The sequence below is a fragment of the Paraburkholderia diazotrophica genome, from assembly GCF_038900755.1.
GTDB classification, from domain to species: domain Bacteria; phylum Pseudomonadota; class Gammaproteobacteria; order Burkholderiales; family Burkholderiaceae; genus Paraburkholderia; species Paraburkholderia diazotrophica_A.
Map to the genome: position 1 here is coordinate 415525 of NZ_JBBPEN010000004.1, position 17001 is coordinate 432525.

Below are 17001 nucleotides of genomic sequence, written 5' to 3' on the forward strand. Positions count from 1 at the left end.
TATCAAGGGGTCTGGAGATGAAGGAACAAGCGGGATTCAACGGTTGCAAGGGTCTTTGGGGTGTTGCCGCGCGCTGTGTCGTGGCGGCGTCGCTGGCGTTCGGCGCGGTGCAACTGGCGCACGCGAAGACGCAATTGCTGGTCTACACGGCGCTCGAAGATGAAGCGATGAAGCCGTACAAGGACGCATTCGAGAAAGCGAACCCGGACATCGAGATCCGCTGGGTGCGCGACTCGACGGGCGCTGTCACGGCGAAGCTGCTTGCCGAAAAGAACAATCCGCGCGCCGACGTCGTGCTCGGCCTGGCGGCATCGAGCCTCACGCTGCTGGACCTGCAAGGCATGCTGATGCCGTATGCGCCGAAGGGCTTCGATAGCCTCACGCGCAAGTACAGCGACAGCAACAACCCGCCGCATTGGGTGGGCATGGACGTATGGGGCGCGACCATCTGCTACAACCGCGTCGAGGCGGAGAAGCGCCATTTGCCGAAGCCGACTTCGTGGGAAGACCTCGCGAAGCCCGTCTACAAAGGGATGATCGTGATGCCGAGTCCGGTCTCGTCGGGCACGGGCTATCTGGACGTCACCTCGTGGCTGCAGACCTTCGGCGACGAGAAGGGCTGGCAGTACATGGATGCGCTCGACAAGAACGTCGCGCAATACGTGCATTCGGGTTCGAAGCCTTGCACGCTGGCGGGCACTGGCGAATTCCCGATCGGCATTTCATTCGAGTTCCGCGGACACGAGTTGCAGGCACAGGGCGCGCCCATCGATCTGATCTTCCCGAAAGAAGGGCTCGGCTGGGACATGGAAGCGACGGGCGTGATGAAGACGACCAAACACCCCGACGAAGCGAAGAAGCTCGCGGACTTCATGGCTAGCAAGCAGGCGAATGAAATCACCGCGCAATGGTGGGCGATCGTCGCGTATCCGGGCGTCGCGAAGAAGCTCTCCGGCATTCCCGACAACTATTCGGAAATGCTCGTGAAAAACGACTTCGTGTGGTCCGCGAAGAACCGCCAGGCCATTCTCGGCGACTGGCAAAAGCGCTACGGCAGCAAGGAGCAGAAGTAGCACCGGGTCTCGCGTGACGCGCGTGAACCGTGAGTGATTCACGCGCTTCGACCGACGCAGCGGCGCGTGCCGCTGCGATGCAGGCAGAAGAAGCGAAGGCGGAGGAACAGATGACAGCCTATTTGAGCGTGCAGCAGGTTTCCAAGCGGTTCAACGACACGCCCGTTCTGACGGACATCGATCTTGGCGTGAAGAAGGGCGAGATGCTTTGTTTTCTTGGACCATCGGGATGCGGCAAGACGACGTTGCTGCGCATCATCGCGGGACTGGAGACGCAGAGCACCGGCCGCATCATGCAGGACGGCCGCGACATTTCACGTCTGCCGCCGCAGCTTCGCGACTACGGCATCGTGTTCCAGTCGTACGCGTTGTTTCCGAACCTCACGATATTCGACAACGTCGCCTACGGCCTCGTGAATCGCAAGATGAAGCGCGCGGCGATTGTCGAGCGCGTGCATGAACTGCTCGCGCTGGTCGGCTTGCCCGACGCGCATCGCAAGCATCCGAACCAGTTGTCGGGCGGTCAGCAGCAGCGCATTGCGCTCGCGCGTGCGCTTGCAACGTCGCCGGGACTGCTGCTGCTCGACGAGCCGCTGTCCGCGCTCGATGCGCGCGTGCGCGTGCGTCTGCGCCAGGAGATTCGCCAGTTGCAGCAGCGCCTCGGCGTCACGACGATCATGGTCACGCACGACCAGGAAGAGGCACTGTCGATGGCCGATCGCATCGTCGTGATGAATCATGGCGTGATCGAGCAGATCGGCACGCCGCATGAAATCTATCGCGAGCCCGCATCGCCTTTCGTCGCGGATTTCATCGGCAAGGTCAACATGATTCCCGCCGAAGTGATGCACGACGGCACGCTGAAGGCGGGAGAAGTCGGCCTGCACTATGGATGCGGCACGGCGCAGCCCGCGCCGGGTTCGAAGGTTTCCGCGTTCGTTCGCCCCGAAGACATTCACATCCGCATGCCCGGCGGCGTGCCTGACAACCTGCTGGCCGCTCGCGTCGAAAAGCTCGAATTCCTGGGTGCGTTCTGCCGTGTCAGCTTCAAGGTCGACGGGCTGGGCGGGCAGGAGATTGTCGCGGACCTGTCGTTTCATGAGATGCGCCGCACGGGTCTGGAAACGGGCGCGCGTTTCGATCTCGCCATCAACCGCGAAAACGTGTGCGTATTCACGGCCGCGAAGGAGCGTCTGCAATGAGCGCCGTTCTGATCGAACGCCGTGGCGGCGAAGAAACGCACGCCGAAGTGCGGCAAATCACGCATTGGCATGACCGGATCGGGCAGCTCGCGCTTCTGCTGATGTGCGCGCTGCTGGCCATGTTCCTTCTGTTGCCGCTTGCGCTTGTGATCGGCAAGTGTTTCGTCGATGCGGACGGGCGCTTCATCGGGCTTGCGAACTTCAGCGGCTATCTGACGAACAGTGCCGTGTGGACGTCGGCCGTCCACTCGGTCGCCGTCGCCTGCACGGTCACATCGATCGTCATTCCGATGGCGTTCACCTTTGCCTATGCGCTCACGCGCTCGTGCATGCCGATGAAAAACGCGGTGCGCACGGTCGCGTTGCTGCCGTTGCTCGCGCCGACGTTGTTGTCCGCCGTGTCCTTCATCTACTGGTTCGGCAATTCGGGCATCCTGAAGCCGCTGTTGCACGGACACTCGATTTACGGGTTTTCGGGCATCGTATGCAGTCTCATCTACGCGGCGTTTCCACACGTGCTGATGATTCTCGTGACGGCGCTGTCGTTATCGGACGGACGCCTGTATGAAGCCGCCGACGCGATGGGCACGCGCCGTCTGCGCAAGTTCATGACGATCACGCTGCCGGGCGCGAAGTACGGCCTGATCAGCGCGACGATGGTGTCGTTCACGATCTGCATCAACGACTTCGGCGTTCCCGTCGTGATCGGCGGGCCGTACACGGTTCTCTCGACGGATATCTACAAGCTCATCATCGGCTTGCAGGATTTCAATCGCAGCGCAGTGGTCAGCCTGCTGTTGCTGTGTCCCGCGCTGGTTGCATTCGCTGTCGACTTCTTTATTCGCCGCAAGCAGCAGTCGCAACTCGGCGCGCGCTCGACGCCGTTCCAGCCCAAGCCGTCGCACGGCTTCGACATGGCGATGCTCGCATATTGCGCTGTCGTGTGCCTGTTGATGATGGCCGTGGTGTGCATTTCGGTGTTCGCATCGTTCGTCAAGTTCTGGCCGTACCAGATGAGCCTCGGCTTGCAGCACTACAAGATGGGCCTGATCGCCGCCGGCATTTTCGACGCGTACAAGAACAGCCTGAAGATGGCCGCGTGCGTGGCGATCGGCGGCACGGCGATCGTGTTCGGCGGCGCCTATCTGGTCGAGAAGACGCGTGGCCCGCGCTGGCTGCGCGGCTTCATCAATCTCTGCGCGATTCTGCCGATGGGCGTGCCGGGGCTTGTGCTCGGCATCAGCTACATCTTTCTGTTCAACTCGCCAGCGAATCCGCTCAATGGTCTCTATGGGACGCTCGCGCTGCTCGCGATCGTGACGGTCGTGCACTACTACTCGTCGAGTCATCTGACGGCCGTGACTGCGTTGCGGCAAATCGATAACGAGTTCGAAGCCGTTTCCGCATCGCTGAAAGTGCCTTTCTACAAGACGTTCTGGCGCGTCACGGTGCCCGTCTGCCTGCCGTCGATTTTGCAGATCGCGCGCTATCTGTTCGTCAACGGCATGACGACGGTGTCGGCCGTCGCGTTTCTCTATTCGCCGGACACGCAGCCCGCATCCGTCGCCATCCTGAATCTTGACGACGCCGGCCAGATCGGACCGGCCGCCGCGATGGCGACGCTCGTGCTCGTGACGGCTTCGTTTGCATGTCTGCTGTTCGCCGGCGTGTCGCACGGCGTGTTGCGTAGAACCCAGGCATGGCGCACTGCGCGCCATGGCTGAATCGTACTTTCACCGCGTCTATCAAGGAGCTCATGTGAACCTGTCCAGCCAACCGATTCTGCTTACTCCCGGTCCGCTCACGACGTCCGACCGCACGCGCGAGGCGATGCTGCGCGATTGGGGATCGTGGGATGGCGACTTCAACGAAATCACCGCGCGCATTCGCCGCGAGACGCTGAGCATCGTGCACGGCGAAGCGACGCACGAGTGCGTGCCGTTGCAGGGCAGCGGCACGTTCTCCGTCGAAGCGGCGATCGGCACGATCGTTCCGCGCAACGGTCATGTGCTGGTGCCGAACAACGGCGCGTATTGCCAGCGCATTGCGAAGATCTGCCGAGCGCTGGGGCGTCGTCATCAGACCATCGACTATCCGGAAGACACGCAGATCAAGCCCGCCGACATCGATCGCGCGCTCGCCGCCGATCCGGGCATCACGCACGTTGCGCTGGTTCACTGCGAAACAGGCGCGGGCGTGCTCAACCCGCTGCACGAGATCGCGATGGTGGTCGCGAAGCACGGTCGTAGTCTGATCGTCGACGCGATGAGTTCATTCGGCGCGATCGAAATCGACGCGCGGCAAACGCCGTTCGATGCCGTCGTCGCGGCGTCGGGCAAATGCCTGGAAGGCGTGCCCGGCATGGGCTTCGTGATCGTGAGGCGCAGCACGCTGGAGCGCTGCGAAGGCAATAGCCACTCGCTCGCGATGGACCTGTACGATCAATGGGTCTACATGAATCGCACGACGCAATGGCGCTTCACGCCGCCGACGCATGTCGTCGCCGCGCTCGATCAGGCCATCGCGCAGTACAACGAGGAGGGCGGTCTCGAAGCGAGAGGAGCGCGTTACGCGGGCAACTGTCGCGCGCTGATCGAAGGCATGGGCAAGCTGGGTTTCCGGCCATTTCTCGATCAGTCGATCCAGGCGCCCATCATCGTGACGTTCCATGCACCCGACGATCCCGCCTACGACTTCAAGACCTTCTATCAGGAGGTGAAGAAGCGCGGCTACATCCTCTATCCGGGCAAGCTGACGCAGATCGAAACGTTCCGCGTCGGGTGCATCGGGCACTTCGGCAAGACGGGCATTCCCGGCGCGGTCGCTGCTATCGCCGATACGCTGAAGGCAATGGGCATCACGCAGGTGTCGCCGAAAGCGCTTGCGTAGTACAGGCGGTCACGCTCGAAGATTTCGCGCGCGTGATGGAGCGGAGTCTTCGAGGCGTCTTTCGACGTTGCATCGTTCGGGCGTGCATTCGTGCCGCCAATTCCGTGGCCGCACATAAGATGGCACATAAGATGGCTATCAAGACCCCGCAACGGACGCGCGATCCTGCCCGGCAGTCTCGGCCCAGCGCTCATGCGCGCGCTGCATCCTCGCAAGACCGTGCGCGACGTGTTCGCGCACGAGCGCGACCGCGTGTTCTTCTTCGCCCCGAGCCAGCGCATTGACGATCTTCTCGTGCTCGACGACGGATTCGCTGAGCGCGCCTTGATCCGTTTCGATCGCCGCCTGCCGCAACAGGCCGAGCTGTCGCACGAGATGCCGATAAGTCGAAATCAGATGCTGATTGCCGACGCCCGTGACCATCGCATCGTGCAACTGGATGTTCAGTTCGGTATAGCGCGCAAGATCGCGCGTTTTCTTCGCGGCCTTCATTGCCGCGATGATGCCTTTCAGCGTGTCGAGCGTTTCGGGCGTCATGTGATTCGCGAGCCAGCGCGCGACGGATTCGTCGAGCATTGCGCGGACTTCGTAAATCTCTTGCGCTTCGCGCAGCGAAACGACCCGCACCGTCACGCCACGGTTCTTTTCCGTTTTGAGCAGGCCTGCCTGTTCGAGCGCGCGAAACGCTTCGCGCACGGGCCCTCGCGATACATTCAGCCGCGTGGCGATTTCCACTTCATTGAGCTTTTCGCCGGGCGCAAGCTCACCCGAAAGAATGCTGTGCTCGAGACTCTCCTGCACGAGCATCGCGAGCGAATGTCGTTGCAAGAGTTCAAATGCGCTGGGCAGGTTGGAACTGGTCATGGCAATCGATGGAAGCGAAGAGCGATGGATGGACGTCTGACCTGTCAAACACTAACGTACGCGTTTGTTTATTGTCAACAACACCGAACGCTGGATTTAACCGACGTCGCCTTGCGCGCTTGGTCGTGTCGTGCGGTCAAATGTGGGGCACCTCTCATACCTCCCATACTCCCGGATCGTGCGCGCCGGGACATCGCGCGGTCGCCAGGCAGGTGCACGCGTTCGTGCTGGACACGCGGCGGATTGCTGCGGCAAGCATCGCCTAGCCAGTCCATTTGCCGTCGCAACGCGTCGATGCCGCACAATGCGTCCGGATCGTACAGCGTCATGAACACGGTGGCACCCCAACCCTCGGCAGGGTCGGCGCGGCCGAAGCCGGCGAGTCCGCCCGTGAGCGCTTCGATCGGCAACGCAAGACCGAATCCCTTGTGACCCGCCGACAGTCCGCCAAGCGGCATGATCGTGCCGGGGGGATCGGCGAACAGCACGCCGGGATCGCGTGTCGCCTCGCCGTGTGCATCGAGCATCCAGGCTTCGTCGAACAGTTGGCCGCTTTGGTGACGGCGCGCGCACATGCTGTTCGTCGTTACGGATGACGAAATATCGTTCAGCATGGACGCGGTCGAAGTCGACACGCCGAGCGCAATTGGATTCGGCGTAAACAACGGGCGCGTGCCGCCGAAGGGCGTAACGCTCTGCACGCTCGGATCGGAGCTCGCCAGCATCATCACCAGATTCGAATCGGAAGAAGAGCAAGGCGATCCTGGCGTACCTCGCGTTGTCGCCGGGCATGCTGCGTTCGCGCGAGCAACTGGCAAGCGTGTTCTGGGAACGCAGCGCCGAGGAGCAGGCGAGAGCGAGCTTGCGCCAGACGCTGTCGAGCCTGCGCCGGATGTTGTCGCGCGCCGCGCCGCTGTTGAAGACGGAGCCGGGCGCGGTCTGGCTCGACGCCCATCTTGTCGACGTCGACGCGTTGCAGTTCACGCATTTCTCGGGCGAGCGGTCTGCGGGGTCGCTGGCAAAGGCTGTCGCGCTCTATCGAGGCGCGCTGCTCGATGGCTTCGGTCTGCGTGAAGAACCGTTCGAACAGTGGATGACCGTCGAGCGCCGCTGGTTTCACGAGCGCGCAGTGGAAGTGTTCGCCGCACTCGTCAGCCTTTACGAGCAATCCGGCGCATCCAGTCACGCAATAGAGGCGGCAAGCAGGATTCTGGCATTGGACCCGTTGCTGGAGTGGGCGCATGCGGCGCTCATGAGGCTGTATGCGAGAGCGGGGCGCCGGGATGCTGCCATGCGTCAATATCAGGAATGCGTCCGCGTGCTCAATGCCGAACTCGGCATGGTTCCGACGGAAGGCACTCAACGTCTCGCTGCCGATATCCAGCAGGACGGGTACACCGTGCCCGGCGCGTCAGGCACGGGAGATCGCGGTGTGCGAGGAATACGCGTTGCCGTTGCTGTTGTCACAAGGGACATTTCAATTCGGCTGGGCAATGGCGCAGTCCGGCGACCTCGACGAAGGCATCGAACGGATGCGTGAGGGCATCGCTGCAATCAGCACAACAGGCGCGGAAATGGGCTTGCCGTACTTCAACGCGCTGCTCGGCGAAGCGCTTGGCCGAGCCGGCAGAGAGGAGGAGGGGCTTGTCGAAATCGACCGGGCGCTCGCGGCTGTCGATGAGCACGGCGGGCGTTTGCAGCTCTCCGAGATGCTGCGGCTCAAAGGCGAATTGCTCGCAGCGCAGCGAAGCGCGCGATGCGAAGAAGGGCTTGCGTTGATTCGCGAAGCAGTCGTGGTGGCACAAAGGCAGGGCGCGTGCTTTCCGGGTCTTCGTGCTGCGATCAGCCTTGCACGGCAGTTGGCATCGACGGGCGACTTCCACAGTGCCTGCGCCGTGCTGCAGCCCGCCTGCGAAGCGATCAGTGAAGGAAGCGGACTGACCGATGCGCGTGTGGCGCGGGCACTGCTCGCCGAACTCAGGAACCGGTGACGAGGCGACCGCATGCGTGAAAGCGGCAAGCGGCGCGAGCCGGAACGACCGCTCGAATACCCGACCGCTCGATTCGAACGACAGACACCCCGATCATTTGCGGTAGGGCTGCCTGTGAAGGTCGATTGCAAGAAAAAATCTTAAGCAGTGACGGAACAACCGCTCATTGATTGCATTAGTGAGTTGAGTCGTACTGTACGTCTCGCGGTTCGCGCGCCTTGCTGTTGCGGGTCGCGTCTCCCAGCGCTCCGACCAACCCCATCAACCTCACGATGGCCGGGATCACGCCGACGAAGCCTCGCGAGAGCCTTCACGTGACGAAGCTGGGCCAGCATCGCGCGGCTTGGCTCAGCCTTGTCGGAGTTCCCAAACGCCGGCCGGCGGCGTGTTGCGCCAGATGACACGCCGCCAGCGCCACGTGAGGCTCGTCGGGACATCGAATGGAGTTCGAGGCTGATAGGTGAATTGCACAAGGCTGCGCGCGACATTCTGCATGAGAAACTTTGCCAGAATCATAGTCGTCGGGCGAATAACTTCCTTGGGCAGCGAGCGAAACGGCAGCGCGGAAACGATCAGGGCGCGCTCGGGCAATGAATCCAGAATCTGAGCCCGTTCGTGAAAGCAGCCAGCGACAACTTCGATGCCGGGATGTCGCGCGGCAAGCTTGCCGGCCAGCGCCGGGTCCAGTTCGAAGGCTATCAGCCTTGCCGAAGGGTTGCGCTCGATAAGCGCATCGGTAATGACGCCTGTGCCGGCGCCAAGTTCGATAATCGTATCGAACTGGTCGGCAGGCTGAGCCATTGCGCGCGCCAGGTACGGGGAAGATGGCGCGATCGCGCCCACGGCGGCGGGGTTTTTCAGCCAGTGTTTGATGAAGTGGATGTTCACAAGATCAGAGACTACACGTCTACGCAGGACAAGACAGGAGCAGTGTCCAGATCTGGACACTGCGGCACGAGGGCGCAATGTTCGTGCCTGGTATGTCTGATTTGATGACATCGAAGGGATGAGCGCGCCTCGTTCGGCGGACAGCTTGGTGGCCTTTCGCGTCGCCAGGCGTTTTTCGGTGTGTCGGTTCTCGCGCGAATGCTGGCGTAAGTTGACATAATGTAAATTATCAACCATCTGTCTGTAGGTCCTAAATAGAAATGTCGGGTTTCCGCTAAATAGAAATGTCGTGTTCCGGGTAGTTTGAGCGCCGGACAGCCATCTGGGAGCGCCGGCGATGAACGCGACTGGGACGATCACGATGACGATGCGCGAGGTAGACCGGTTCAAGGTGATTCAGGCGGTGACCGAGGCCCGGCTCAAAGCGCTATCGATCGATGACTTGCTCGCGACACCGGTGGACGGCCGTCGTTCATCCCGTCCACCGCACAACTCCAATGCTCAGTGACCGAGACCACTGCCAGCAATCTGCTGCTCGACGAACTGCGCGAAAAGCGCATGCAGACGCGTGGTCGGATGGAGGTCGTCCGCAAACATGTACGTCTGATCCGCATCGGGTGTGACGTATGTAGCACGCGAACAGAGCAACGCCGTGTCATCGGGTGTCTTCGTCGGGTCGCAGGCCTGGCCTGTGTTAGACACCGCAAAGCCGTTGGCCTTGAAGTTCGCGATGATCTGGTTCACCCAGCTGTAAGAATCGATCTGGATAACCTTTCCCTGCAGGCCGTTGCTCTGCAGGGCCGCATTCAACGTTGTGTTGAAGAGTTGCGACAACTGGGTCAGGTTCGCACCACCGTCGGACGAGGCGATCCCTTTCGGCGACAGACCGACGTCCGGAACGTTGATCATGACGACATGCGTCGCGCCGTTCTGCACGATTTGCCCGACGATCTGGGCGAGAGCGTTTGCCGCCGCTTGCACGGTCGTCACGGCGGCTGGCGGCGAGCCTGCGCGAAGCACGTCGTTCGCGCCCGCCCAGACCAGAACCAGTTGACCGGAATTGAAGCTTCCATGAGCGGCGAGATAGCTCGACACCTGCTGGTTGACGGGCATTTCAACGTTGCCGATCACGTCGACAAGAAAATCATTCAGATTGGCTGGCGTCGAAACCGTGGCGCCGCCCTCTGCGTAGCCGAAGCCGCCATGCGCGCTCAATTTGTGATCGACGCCGATCGTGAAGGCCGCATTCAATGTGTCGCCATAATATTGCGCCACATCCTGAGCCCAAACCTGCCCCGGGTTGGTCGTGAAACGGCCCCCGCCCACCGCGCTGGCGATCGGCGCAAAGGTCCCGACGTCCGACAGGCTGTCGCCAAAAGAGACAACTTGCAGATGAACGCCGCCGGGCGGACTACTCGCGCTACCGCCGCCTCCCCCGCCCCCACCGCATGCGCCAAGCAGCGCGATCAGTGCAATTAGCGCGACAAGCGACGTCATGTATGCCCAACGACCGTTCCATCTCATCAGAGTTCTCCAAGCTATTGCAATAAACGCCCTGTGGATGCTGTGAGGAGCGCATGGAAAGCGGCGTCGCCGCAAAGCAGCAGTTGGAGTGCTATACGAACGCCGGACATTTCGGAACTGCTCCTTAATGCTATTGAAAAGCAGGCTGCGCGGGATAGATCAGCGTTCCGTCGAGCTGCGGTTGCGCTCCGGGTGTCATCGTCGCTGGCTCCACGCGACCCGCGGTCATGATATGCAGCACGGTCTCGCCGCGCTGCAGCAGGTAATCCGTGATGATGCGGCGATGGCATCGCCACCACACGGCTTCGGAACACATGATCACGCACCTTTGCCGACGACCGAGTTCGAGCAATTGCGCGAAGGCGTCGCGAAATGCGGCGCTCATCGCGTAGTCGGCATAGTTGCGAAAGGCGGGGTGCGTCCAGTAGTCATTGGGCGACGGAGCATCGCCCTTCGATCGGCTACGCCGGCCACCGAGTCCCGCAAGGTGGATGTAACCCATCTGCTCCCGGCCCAACGCGTCAGGCAACGTCTCACGATTGAACTGCGGATTCGTGCGAGAACGCGGAATGCTGCGCACATCGACTACTGTCTCGATCTCTGCACCCGTCAGCAGGTCGATGAACTCGCCCAGTGGATGAGTCGAATGGCCTACCGTGAAAAACGCATTTGACATCGATGTCTCGCGCAAGTGATCGCGACGATGCGTTCAGTGTACAGAATTCTTTCCAAAGCATTTGCCGTTCGACGAGTTGATGCGCATGCCGTTCGCACCTGCATGTCGCCTGCACGCATCCAGTCGTCGGCGTTGACTGTCCATCGCACGACATGCGCTATTCGCGCTCATGCCTGCGCATCCGGAATTGTCTGGACGATCAGAGAAAACAACCGCTGGAAATCCTCGTCGAGCTTTGCGCCTTCAAACGGGTCGCGGTTTGCGCCAAATGCGTCATCCAGTTCTACCCAGTCTTCTGTCGTAAGCAATCGTTGCGCGGCGGGAAGAATTACTTCTTCTTCGAGCCGCATGTGGTTTCTGTAAAACGCGGCGTACTCGTCCACCATTGCGCGCAATTTCGGAAAAGCGGACTCGCCCGTCAGTTCGTAACGGGTCAGCGCATGTTCGATGTTTTCTATTCGCGTTTCGCCCTCCACGTGCTGCGCTTCCAGTTCGGCAATCACCTTGTCGAGTTCTCGCGTGCGATGCCACAAGCGCGCAAACAGATATTGATCCTCCTTCGGATGATGTATCCGTTCAGGGTACTCACGGATGTAGTACAACATCGCCCGGAAGACCATCAGCCCGGGCGTCTTCACGCCAACGCCAAGCAATTCGACGAAACGCTGCATGCCTGCGATTACGACCGAAAGCTGTTGATGCTCTCGCATGATGACTTGAACAGCGCTTCTTGCAGACGGTGTTTGCATGTCACGCCTCCATCGATGTACCACTGCCTCGCCGTTACGACCCGAAGTACCGGCATCGCTCTTCGTGAACGAGACGTCGCGCATTCAGGACATCATCGGACGTCTCAGGCTCGACAGGTTGATACCGATCAACGTGAGCGACGAACAGGCAGAAGCGAGCACCAAGAGTCCGAGCGCCCGCTGACGGAGTCTCCTGCGATTTACGGCCTCAGCATTTCATGAAAGACTCGTCGAAAACGGCTTCCACCCGTTGGCGCATCTGGCTCATGAAGAAGAATGCGACGAACGGCACGTTGTCCAGATCGCGCGCGGATGGCCGTATCCACTGCATACCGGTGGAACCATTCAGTGAATGAATCGCGATTCAGTGAACAGGAATCGCTGCGTTGAAAATCAGCACCATGATCAAGCCCACCACAGCCACGATCGATTGAACCACCGAGATGGTTTGAGTGGCTTCGCCCATGGTCATGCCGAAGGATTCCTTGACCATCCAGAAGCCTGCGTGGTTGGCATAGTTGAAAAACAACGAGCCGCAGCCAATGGACAAGGCCAGCAAAGGCAGGTTGAGGCCGGGATCGGCGCTGGCCAGCGGCGCGAGCAAGCCAGCCGCGCCTACGATACCTACGGTGGCCGAGCCGGTGGAGACGGACAGCAGCATGGCGATCAGCCAGCCCAGAATCAGCGGGGGAAAGGCAAGCTGCTGCGTCAGGTGCACGATGGCATCGCCGACCTTGGCACTGGTCAGCATCTGTTGAAAGGCGCCGCCTCCCGCGATGATCATGATGATCGAGGCAATGGGCTTGAGACTCTTGCCCAGCGCGTCGCGTAGTTTGTCCGCATCGCCTCCTCGCGCGATGACCAGCGCCGCGATGGCGAACAGCACACCCACCAGCATGGCGATCAACGGATCGCCCAAAAAGGCGGCCACGTGCATGACGGGAGTGCCCTTCGGCAGCACCATTTCGGCGACGGCATGAACCAGCATCAGGATGGCCGGTAGCAAGGCTGCGAGCACGCCAAGCCCGACGCCGGGCCGCTGGCCACCGCCGGCCTTCTCGGTGACGGTGAACTGGTCCAGCAAGGCCTGGTCGGGCTTGGTGCTCATGCGCGGCGAAATGAATGCGCCGTAGAGCGGGCCGCCCAATATCATGGCCGGAATGGCCGCCAGAAAGCCATACAGCATGGTCGGGCCCACCGAGGTTTTGAGCGCTGCGATGGCTGTCAACGGGCCAGGATGGGGCGGCACCATGCCATGCATGGCGGCGAGAGCCGAGATCACGGGAACGCCGACGTACACGTAAGCCGAGCCTTTGAAGCGAGAGTGGCTTTCCAGCTTGCGCGCCACGCTGAATATCAGCGGCAGCATGACCACCAGACCCACTTCGAAAAACATCGGGATGCCCACCACAAAGGCCACCAGCGTCATGGCCCAAGGGATCATCCGGTCCGAGGCGCGCCTCAGAATGGCTTCGGCGATTTGCTCCGTGATGCCGGCATCGGCGAGGATCTTGCCCAGCATCGCGCCCAGCGCGATCACGACCCCCACCGCGCCCAATGTTTTGCCCGCGCCGTTGACCAGGTGCTTGACGATGCTCCCCGGCTCCATGCCGGTTGCAAAGCCCACACCAACGGAAACGAGGAGCAAGGCTAGAAGCGGGTGCATTTTGATGCGCGACACGATGAGCGCGACCAGCGCCAACACGCTGACCAACGCGGTGAGCAACAGCTGTATATCTAGATGGGTCATGAATGACTCTTGGTTTTGACCGGCTTTCCCGACGCGTCCTCCGCATTCGACCATGCGTCAATGCCCAAATGAAGAAGGCATGCACGCTCCAGCTGCAGGCTGTTGCCGTTGCCGTTGCCGTTGCCGCGAAGCAAGATCGCTGGGAAAAGCGCTGTTTTTAAAGGCGCCAGCTATGTTGTGAGGTGACTCGATTCGAAACAACGGAAGTTTTGACTGTCCCGCCTTGATGCATGGTCATTGCGTTCGAGAAAAAATTCCGCGGACCTGAGACTATCGTGGAACGCCCGGTGATACAAGCATCGTATGCCAGCAGAAGTGCCCATCGACTTGAAGTTTCCGGGCCTGCTCCGAAATGGATCGGGTTCTGCCAAGGTTCGCTGGCCCTTTACAGATTTCGCGTTCAGGCCGTTTCAGCGCTTTATCGATTTGTGCACGGAGAAGCGCGATCAGGCCATCGTGTAGACGCTGATCGCGGGCAGGCGCGATCGCCAATGGAATTTAAAAAGAAGCCCGGCACATTGTCCGGGCCCGGGAAGAATGGTCACTGCCGGCACCTTCACGACGTCGCCATGCTCGACCGGCGCTTGACCATCCGCGTGGACGTACCCCTCCATCGCTACTATCGATTCGGAGCTTAGCGTTCAATGCTTAACGGTTACTTAGCTGGGTCGTTCGACATGCCGAGTGGTTGCCGGAACATCTGTCGTTCATGTGGCTTGTCGAGCGCCCGTCGATGAAAGCGCCTCGCAGCTCGTCACCGCGCGACTATCATGCAGACGGCCGACGCCGTCGCCACGAGCCTGTCGTCCTGCCACAGTTCGCCATTTGCATTGCAGACGCCGCGCCCCCGCCGTACCAGCGTCGCGCGGCCCAGTAGCCGGCCGGTGCTCGCCGGTCGAAGGAACGTCGTGTTCAGGCTGAGGGTCGCGCAGCGTTCGCCTTCCGCCAGCGTCGACGTGACGAGCGTCGCCGTGACGTCGTCGAGCATCGCGGACAGCATGCCGCCCTGCACGTGTCCCGCCGGATTCAGGAACGCCGTCGTGCCAGCGTAAGCGATTTCGATCGCGTTATCCGCAAGCGACATGAACTCGCCGCCCAGCGTCGTCTTGATGGGCGGCGTCTGTCCGTTGCTGCCATAAATCCGCTTGCCGATTTCGGCATCGTCGATTTTCATGATTCGGTCACCTTGTTGTCAGGCACGAGGCGAATCGATCATAGCGATCGGAGCCATCGTGCCTCATCGGTCTACTCACCGCGAAACACCGGCTTGCGCTTTTCCTTTCGCGCGAGCACGGCTTCTCGCAGATCGCGCGAAGCATCCGCCCGTGCGACGTCGCGCGCAAACTCGTCTCCGTCAAGCGTCCCTTGCGCAATCCGGTTCAGATGTTTTTTCATGCCGAGCAGTGCAAGCGGCGCCATTTCCGCCAGCTCGCCGCTCAGACGGTCGACTTCGTCGCGCAACGCTGCAGGCGCCACGACCGTATCGAGGAAACCGCACGCCTGCATCTGCGCGGCATCGAGCGTCGCAGCCGTGAGCAGCAGCTTTTTCGCCATGTTCAGACCGAGCCGCGACACATAGCGCTGCAAGCCGCCGCGATAGAACAGCAGACCAAGGCGCGCGGCCGGCACGAACATCTGGCTCGCTTTCGTGCCGATGCGAAAATCGCAGGCGAGCGCGAGATCGGTTGCGCCACCGTACACGCCGCCGTTGATCGCCGCGATCGTCACCGGGCGCGCGTACTCCAGTTCGTTCGCGAGCGCCTCGAAGTTCGCGCCCGCGTTGCCGTCCGCGAGCCGGCCGATGTTGAAGCCCGCGCAAAAGTTCGGACCTTCGCCGCATAGCCGCAGCACGAGCACGTCAGAGCGCGCGTTGACCTCGCGGATGAAGCCGCGCAATGTCGCGAGGTCTTCGGGGTCGAGCCGGTTCGCCATCTCGGGGCGGCGCAGCGTGATCGTCGCGATCGGACCGGCGACGGCGAGTTCCGGCGCGAGGCCGGACGAACGAGTGGAGGGCTGGTCGGACTTCCCGGTCATGGTCGGCTCAGTGGAAGTTGTAGATCTGCATGGTCGTCTCGCCGGCCTCAATGCGCCTGCAGATCGCGGCTTCGTCGGCCTCGCGCTTCGCCGCCCTCTCGACGACGTCGGCTGCCCGCGCGCGCGGAACGGCGACGACGCCGTCACGGTCCCCGACGATCAGATCGCCGGCGTTCACCGTCACGTTGCCGATCATCACCGGCTCGTTGATCCAGCCGATCGCGCCGTAATCCTTGCTCGTGCCGCGAATCGACAGCCCGCGCGAGAACACCGGGAAGCCGATCGATTCGAGCAGGTCCGCATCGCGCACGGCGCCGTCGATCACGAGGCCCGCGAGCCCGCGCACCTTCGCGGCCGTCGTCATCACTTCGCCCCAGTAGCCATGCTCGTACACGCCGCTCGCGTAGACCACCAGCACGTCGTCCGGCTGCGCAAGCGCGATCGCGCGATGCAGCCAGAGGTTGTCGCCGCCCGGCGAATGCACGGTCACGGCCGTGCCGCAAATCCTGAAGCCCGGCGCGACCGGCTTGATCGCCGAGGGCAGCGCGCCGATCTTGCCGCCCGCTTCGTGCAGTGTCGCCGCGGGCAGCGCGCGTGCCGTCTCGACCACGCTTGCGTCGACGCGCTTTATCGCCGTGCGGATCGTCGCTGCCGAATCGTGTTCTTTCATGGTTATTTCCCCCGCGTCTGCAACTGGTGATACTTGAACTGCTTGCGCGCCTCGTCCAGACGCATGCCGTCGCGGCAGGCTTCGCGTATCGCGTCCTCCGCATGATGGATGGCCTCCGCTGCGTCGAGGACCGCCTCTTCGTGTTCGCGCGGAATCACGATCACGCCGTCGGCGTCGCCGCGCAGGATGTCGCCGGGCTGCACGCGCGCGTCGCCGATGTTGACGGAAATGTTCGTCGCCTCGACCTGCACGCGGTCCTTGCCGGTGCGCATCCAGTGATCGCGGCTGAAGATCGGGTAGCCGAGCTTCAGGCACAACGCGACATCGCGGCAGATGCCGTTGATCACGGTGCCCGCGAGTCCGCGCCGGTGCGCGATCTCGGTCAGAATGTCGCCCCAGACGGTCGCGTCCTCGCGCCCGCCGTTGTCGAGCACGATGACCGCGCCGGGCGGCACGTCGTCGATGTAGTCGCCCACGGTGCCGGGCGGATTCGCGGCCGGACCGTACTTGAGCGTCCAGGCCCGGCCCGCGAGCCGGAAGTCCGTGCTGCGCGCCTTGATCCTGTAGCACTGGCCGTTGATGCCGAGCTTGTCGAGCGCATCGGAGAGCGTCGCCGTGTCGAGCCTGGCGGCGCGCTCGACGTTGCGCTTGTCGTCGCGATAGTCGTTTGCAGTCATGGTGTCGGTTGTTC

Annotated in this window: 17 protein-coding genes and 1 pseudogene; 7 read left to right on the forward strand and 11 right to left on the reverse strand. The window is 61.9% G+C overall.

All coding sequences use genetic code 11. From position 1 onward, the window contains the following. The first annotated feature begins 17 nt into the window (after positions 1 to 17). The 4 genes from AABE10_RS15820 (at position 18) to AABE10_RS15835 (ending at position 5164) form a co-directional block, all read left to right on the forward strand. On the forward strand, positions 18 to 1073 hold the full coding sequence (locus AABE10_RS15820; RefSeq protein WP_342934209.1) for a putative 2-aminoethylphosphonate ABC transporter substrate-binding protein: 1056 nt from the start codon (positions 18 to 20) through the stop codon (positions 1071 to 1073). A 110-nt stretch (positions 1074 to 1183) separates the two neighbouring features. Continuing rightward, positions 1184 to 2275 (forward strand): putative 2-aminoethylphosphonate ABC transporter ATP-binding protein, encoded by a 1092-nt coding sequence (locus tag AABE10_RS15825; protein ID WP_342934210.1) that lies wholly within the window; start codon positions 1184 to 1186, stop codon positions 2273 to 2275. Then, positions 2272 to 3999, forward strand: a complete 1728-nt coding sequence (locus AABE10_RS15830) for a putative 2-aminoethylphosphonate ABC transporter permease subunit (protein ID WP_342934211.1) — start codon at positions 2272 to 2274, stop codon at positions 3997 to 3999. The genes AABE10_RS15825 and AABE10_RS15830 overlap by 4 nt, the downstream gene beginning before the upstream one ends. A gap of 34 nt (positions 4000 to 4033) precedes the next feature. Further along, positions 4034 to 5164, forward strand: coding sequence for a 2-aminoethylphosphonate--pyruvate transaminase (locus tag AABE10_RS15835; protein WP_342934212.1), 1131 nt, complete (start codon positions 4034 to 4036; stop codon positions 5162 to 5164). Positions 5165 to 5302: 138 nt separating this feature from the next. Here the strand turns inward: AABE10_RS15835 and AABE10_RS15840 are convergent, their stop codons facing one another. Then, positions 5303 to 6028, reverse strand: coding sequence for a phosphonate utilization associated transcriptional regulator (locus AABE10_RS15840; RefSeq protein ID WP_342934213.1), 726 nt, complete (start codon positions 6026 to 6028; stop codon positions 5303 to 5305). 74 nt (positions 6029 to 6102) lie between these two features. Continuing rightward, positions 6103 to 6777 (reverse strand): annotated as a pseudogene (locus AABE10_RS15845) (Ldh family oxidoreductase); the annotation flags it as partial. A gap of 41 nt (positions 6778 to 6818) precedes the next feature. Here AABE10_RS15845 and AABE10_RS15850 point away from each other — a divergent pair. Next, positions 6819 to 7568 carry an AfsR/SARP family transcriptional regulator gene (locus tag AABE10_RS15850; RefSeq protein ID WP_342934214.1) on the forward strand — a complete coding sequence of 250 codons (750 nt, stop codon included), beginning with the start codon at positions 6819 to 6821 and terminating at the stop codon, positions 7566 to 7568. After that, a complete protein-coding gene (locus AABE10_RS15855) occupies positions 7522 to 8019 on the forward strand; it encodes a hypothetical protein (protein ID WP_342934215.1) in 498 nt (165 codons plus the stop codon). The genes AABE10_RS15850 and AABE10_RS15855 overlap by 47 nt, the downstream gene beginning before the upstream one ends. Before the next feature lie 348 nt (positions 8020 to 8367). Here the strand turns inward: AABE10_RS15855 and AABE10_RS15860 are convergent, their stop codons facing one another. Then, the gene (locus AABE10_RS15860; RefSeq protein ID WP_342934216.1) at positions 8368 to 8907 is read right to left on the reverse strand and encodes a hypothetical protein; all 540 of its coding nucleotides are present in this window, start codon (positions 8905 to 8907) and stop codon (positions 8368 to 8370) included. A gap of 337 nt (positions 8908 to 9244) precedes the next feature. Between AABE10_RS15860 and AABE10_RS15865 the strand changes: the two genes are divergently transcribed. Next, positions 9245 to 9415, forward strand: a complete 171-nt coding sequence (locus AABE10_RS15865) for a hypothetical protein (RefSeq protein ID WP_342934217.1) — start codon at positions 9245 to 9247, stop codon at positions 9413 to 9415. On the opposite strand, the gene AABE10_RS15870 is transcribed toward AABE10_RS15865, so the two are convergent. The 8 genes from AABE10_RS15870 to AABE10_RS15905 form a co-directional block, all read right to left on the reverse strand. Then, on the reverse strand, positions 9409 to 10404 hold the full coding sequence (locus AABE10_RS15870) for an SGNH/GDSL hydrolase family protein (RefSeq protein ID WP_342934433.1): 996 nt from the start codon (positions 10402 to 10404) through the stop codon (positions 9409 to 9411). The genes AABE10_RS15865 and AABE10_RS15870 overlap by 7 nt on opposite strands. Before the next feature lie 157 nt (positions 10405 to 10561). Beyond that, positions 10562 to 11107, reverse strand: coding sequence for a DUF488 domain-containing protein (locus tag AABE10_RS15875; protein ID WP_342934218.1), 546 nt, complete (start codon positions 11105 to 11107; stop codon positions 10562 to 10564). A 167-nt stretch (positions 11108 to 11274) separates the two neighbouring features. Then, positions 11275 to 11856, reverse strand: a complete 582-nt coding sequence (locus tag AABE10_RS15880) for a hemerythrin domain-containing protein (RefSeq protein ID WP_342934219.1) — start codon at positions 11854 to 11856, stop codon at positions 11275 to 11277. A 364-nt stretch (positions 11857 to 12220) separates the two neighbouring features. Then, positions 12221 to 13606, reverse strand: a complete 1386-nt coding sequence (locus AABE10_RS15885) for a gluconate:H+ symporter (protein ID WP_342934220.1) — start codon at positions 13604 to 13606, stop codon at positions 12221 to 12223. Between the two features lie 754 nt (positions 13607 to 14360). After that, complete coding sequence (locus tag AABE10_RS15890; protein ID WP_342934221.1) at positions 14361 to 14780, reverse strand: PaaI family thioesterase; 420 nt, start codon at positions 14778 to 14780, stop codon at positions 14361 to 14363. Between the two features lie 71 nt (positions 14781 to 14851). Next, positions 14852 to 15640: an enoyl-CoA hydratase/isomerase family protein gene (locus tag AABE10_RS15895; protein ID WP_342934222.1), complete on the reverse strand. Its 789-nt coding sequence runs from the start codon at positions 15638 to 15640 to the stop codon at positions 14852 to 14854. Between the two features lie 7 nt (positions 15641 to 15647). Next, entirely contained in the window at positions 15648 to 16310 is a 663-nt protein-coding gene (locus AABE10_RS15900; RefSeq protein WP_342934223.1) for a 4-carboxy-4-hydroxy-2-oxoadipate aldolase/oxaloacetate decarboxylase, read from the reverse strand. Between the two features lie 2 nt (positions 16311 to 16312). Beyond that, the gene (locus AABE10_RS15905) at positions 16313 to 16987 is read right to left on the reverse strand and encodes an RraA family protein (RefSeq protein WP_342934224.1); all 675 of its coding nucleotides are present in this window, start codon (positions 16985 to 16987) and stop codon (positions 16313 to 16315) included. Positions 16988 to 17001: the final 14 nt, after the last annotated feature.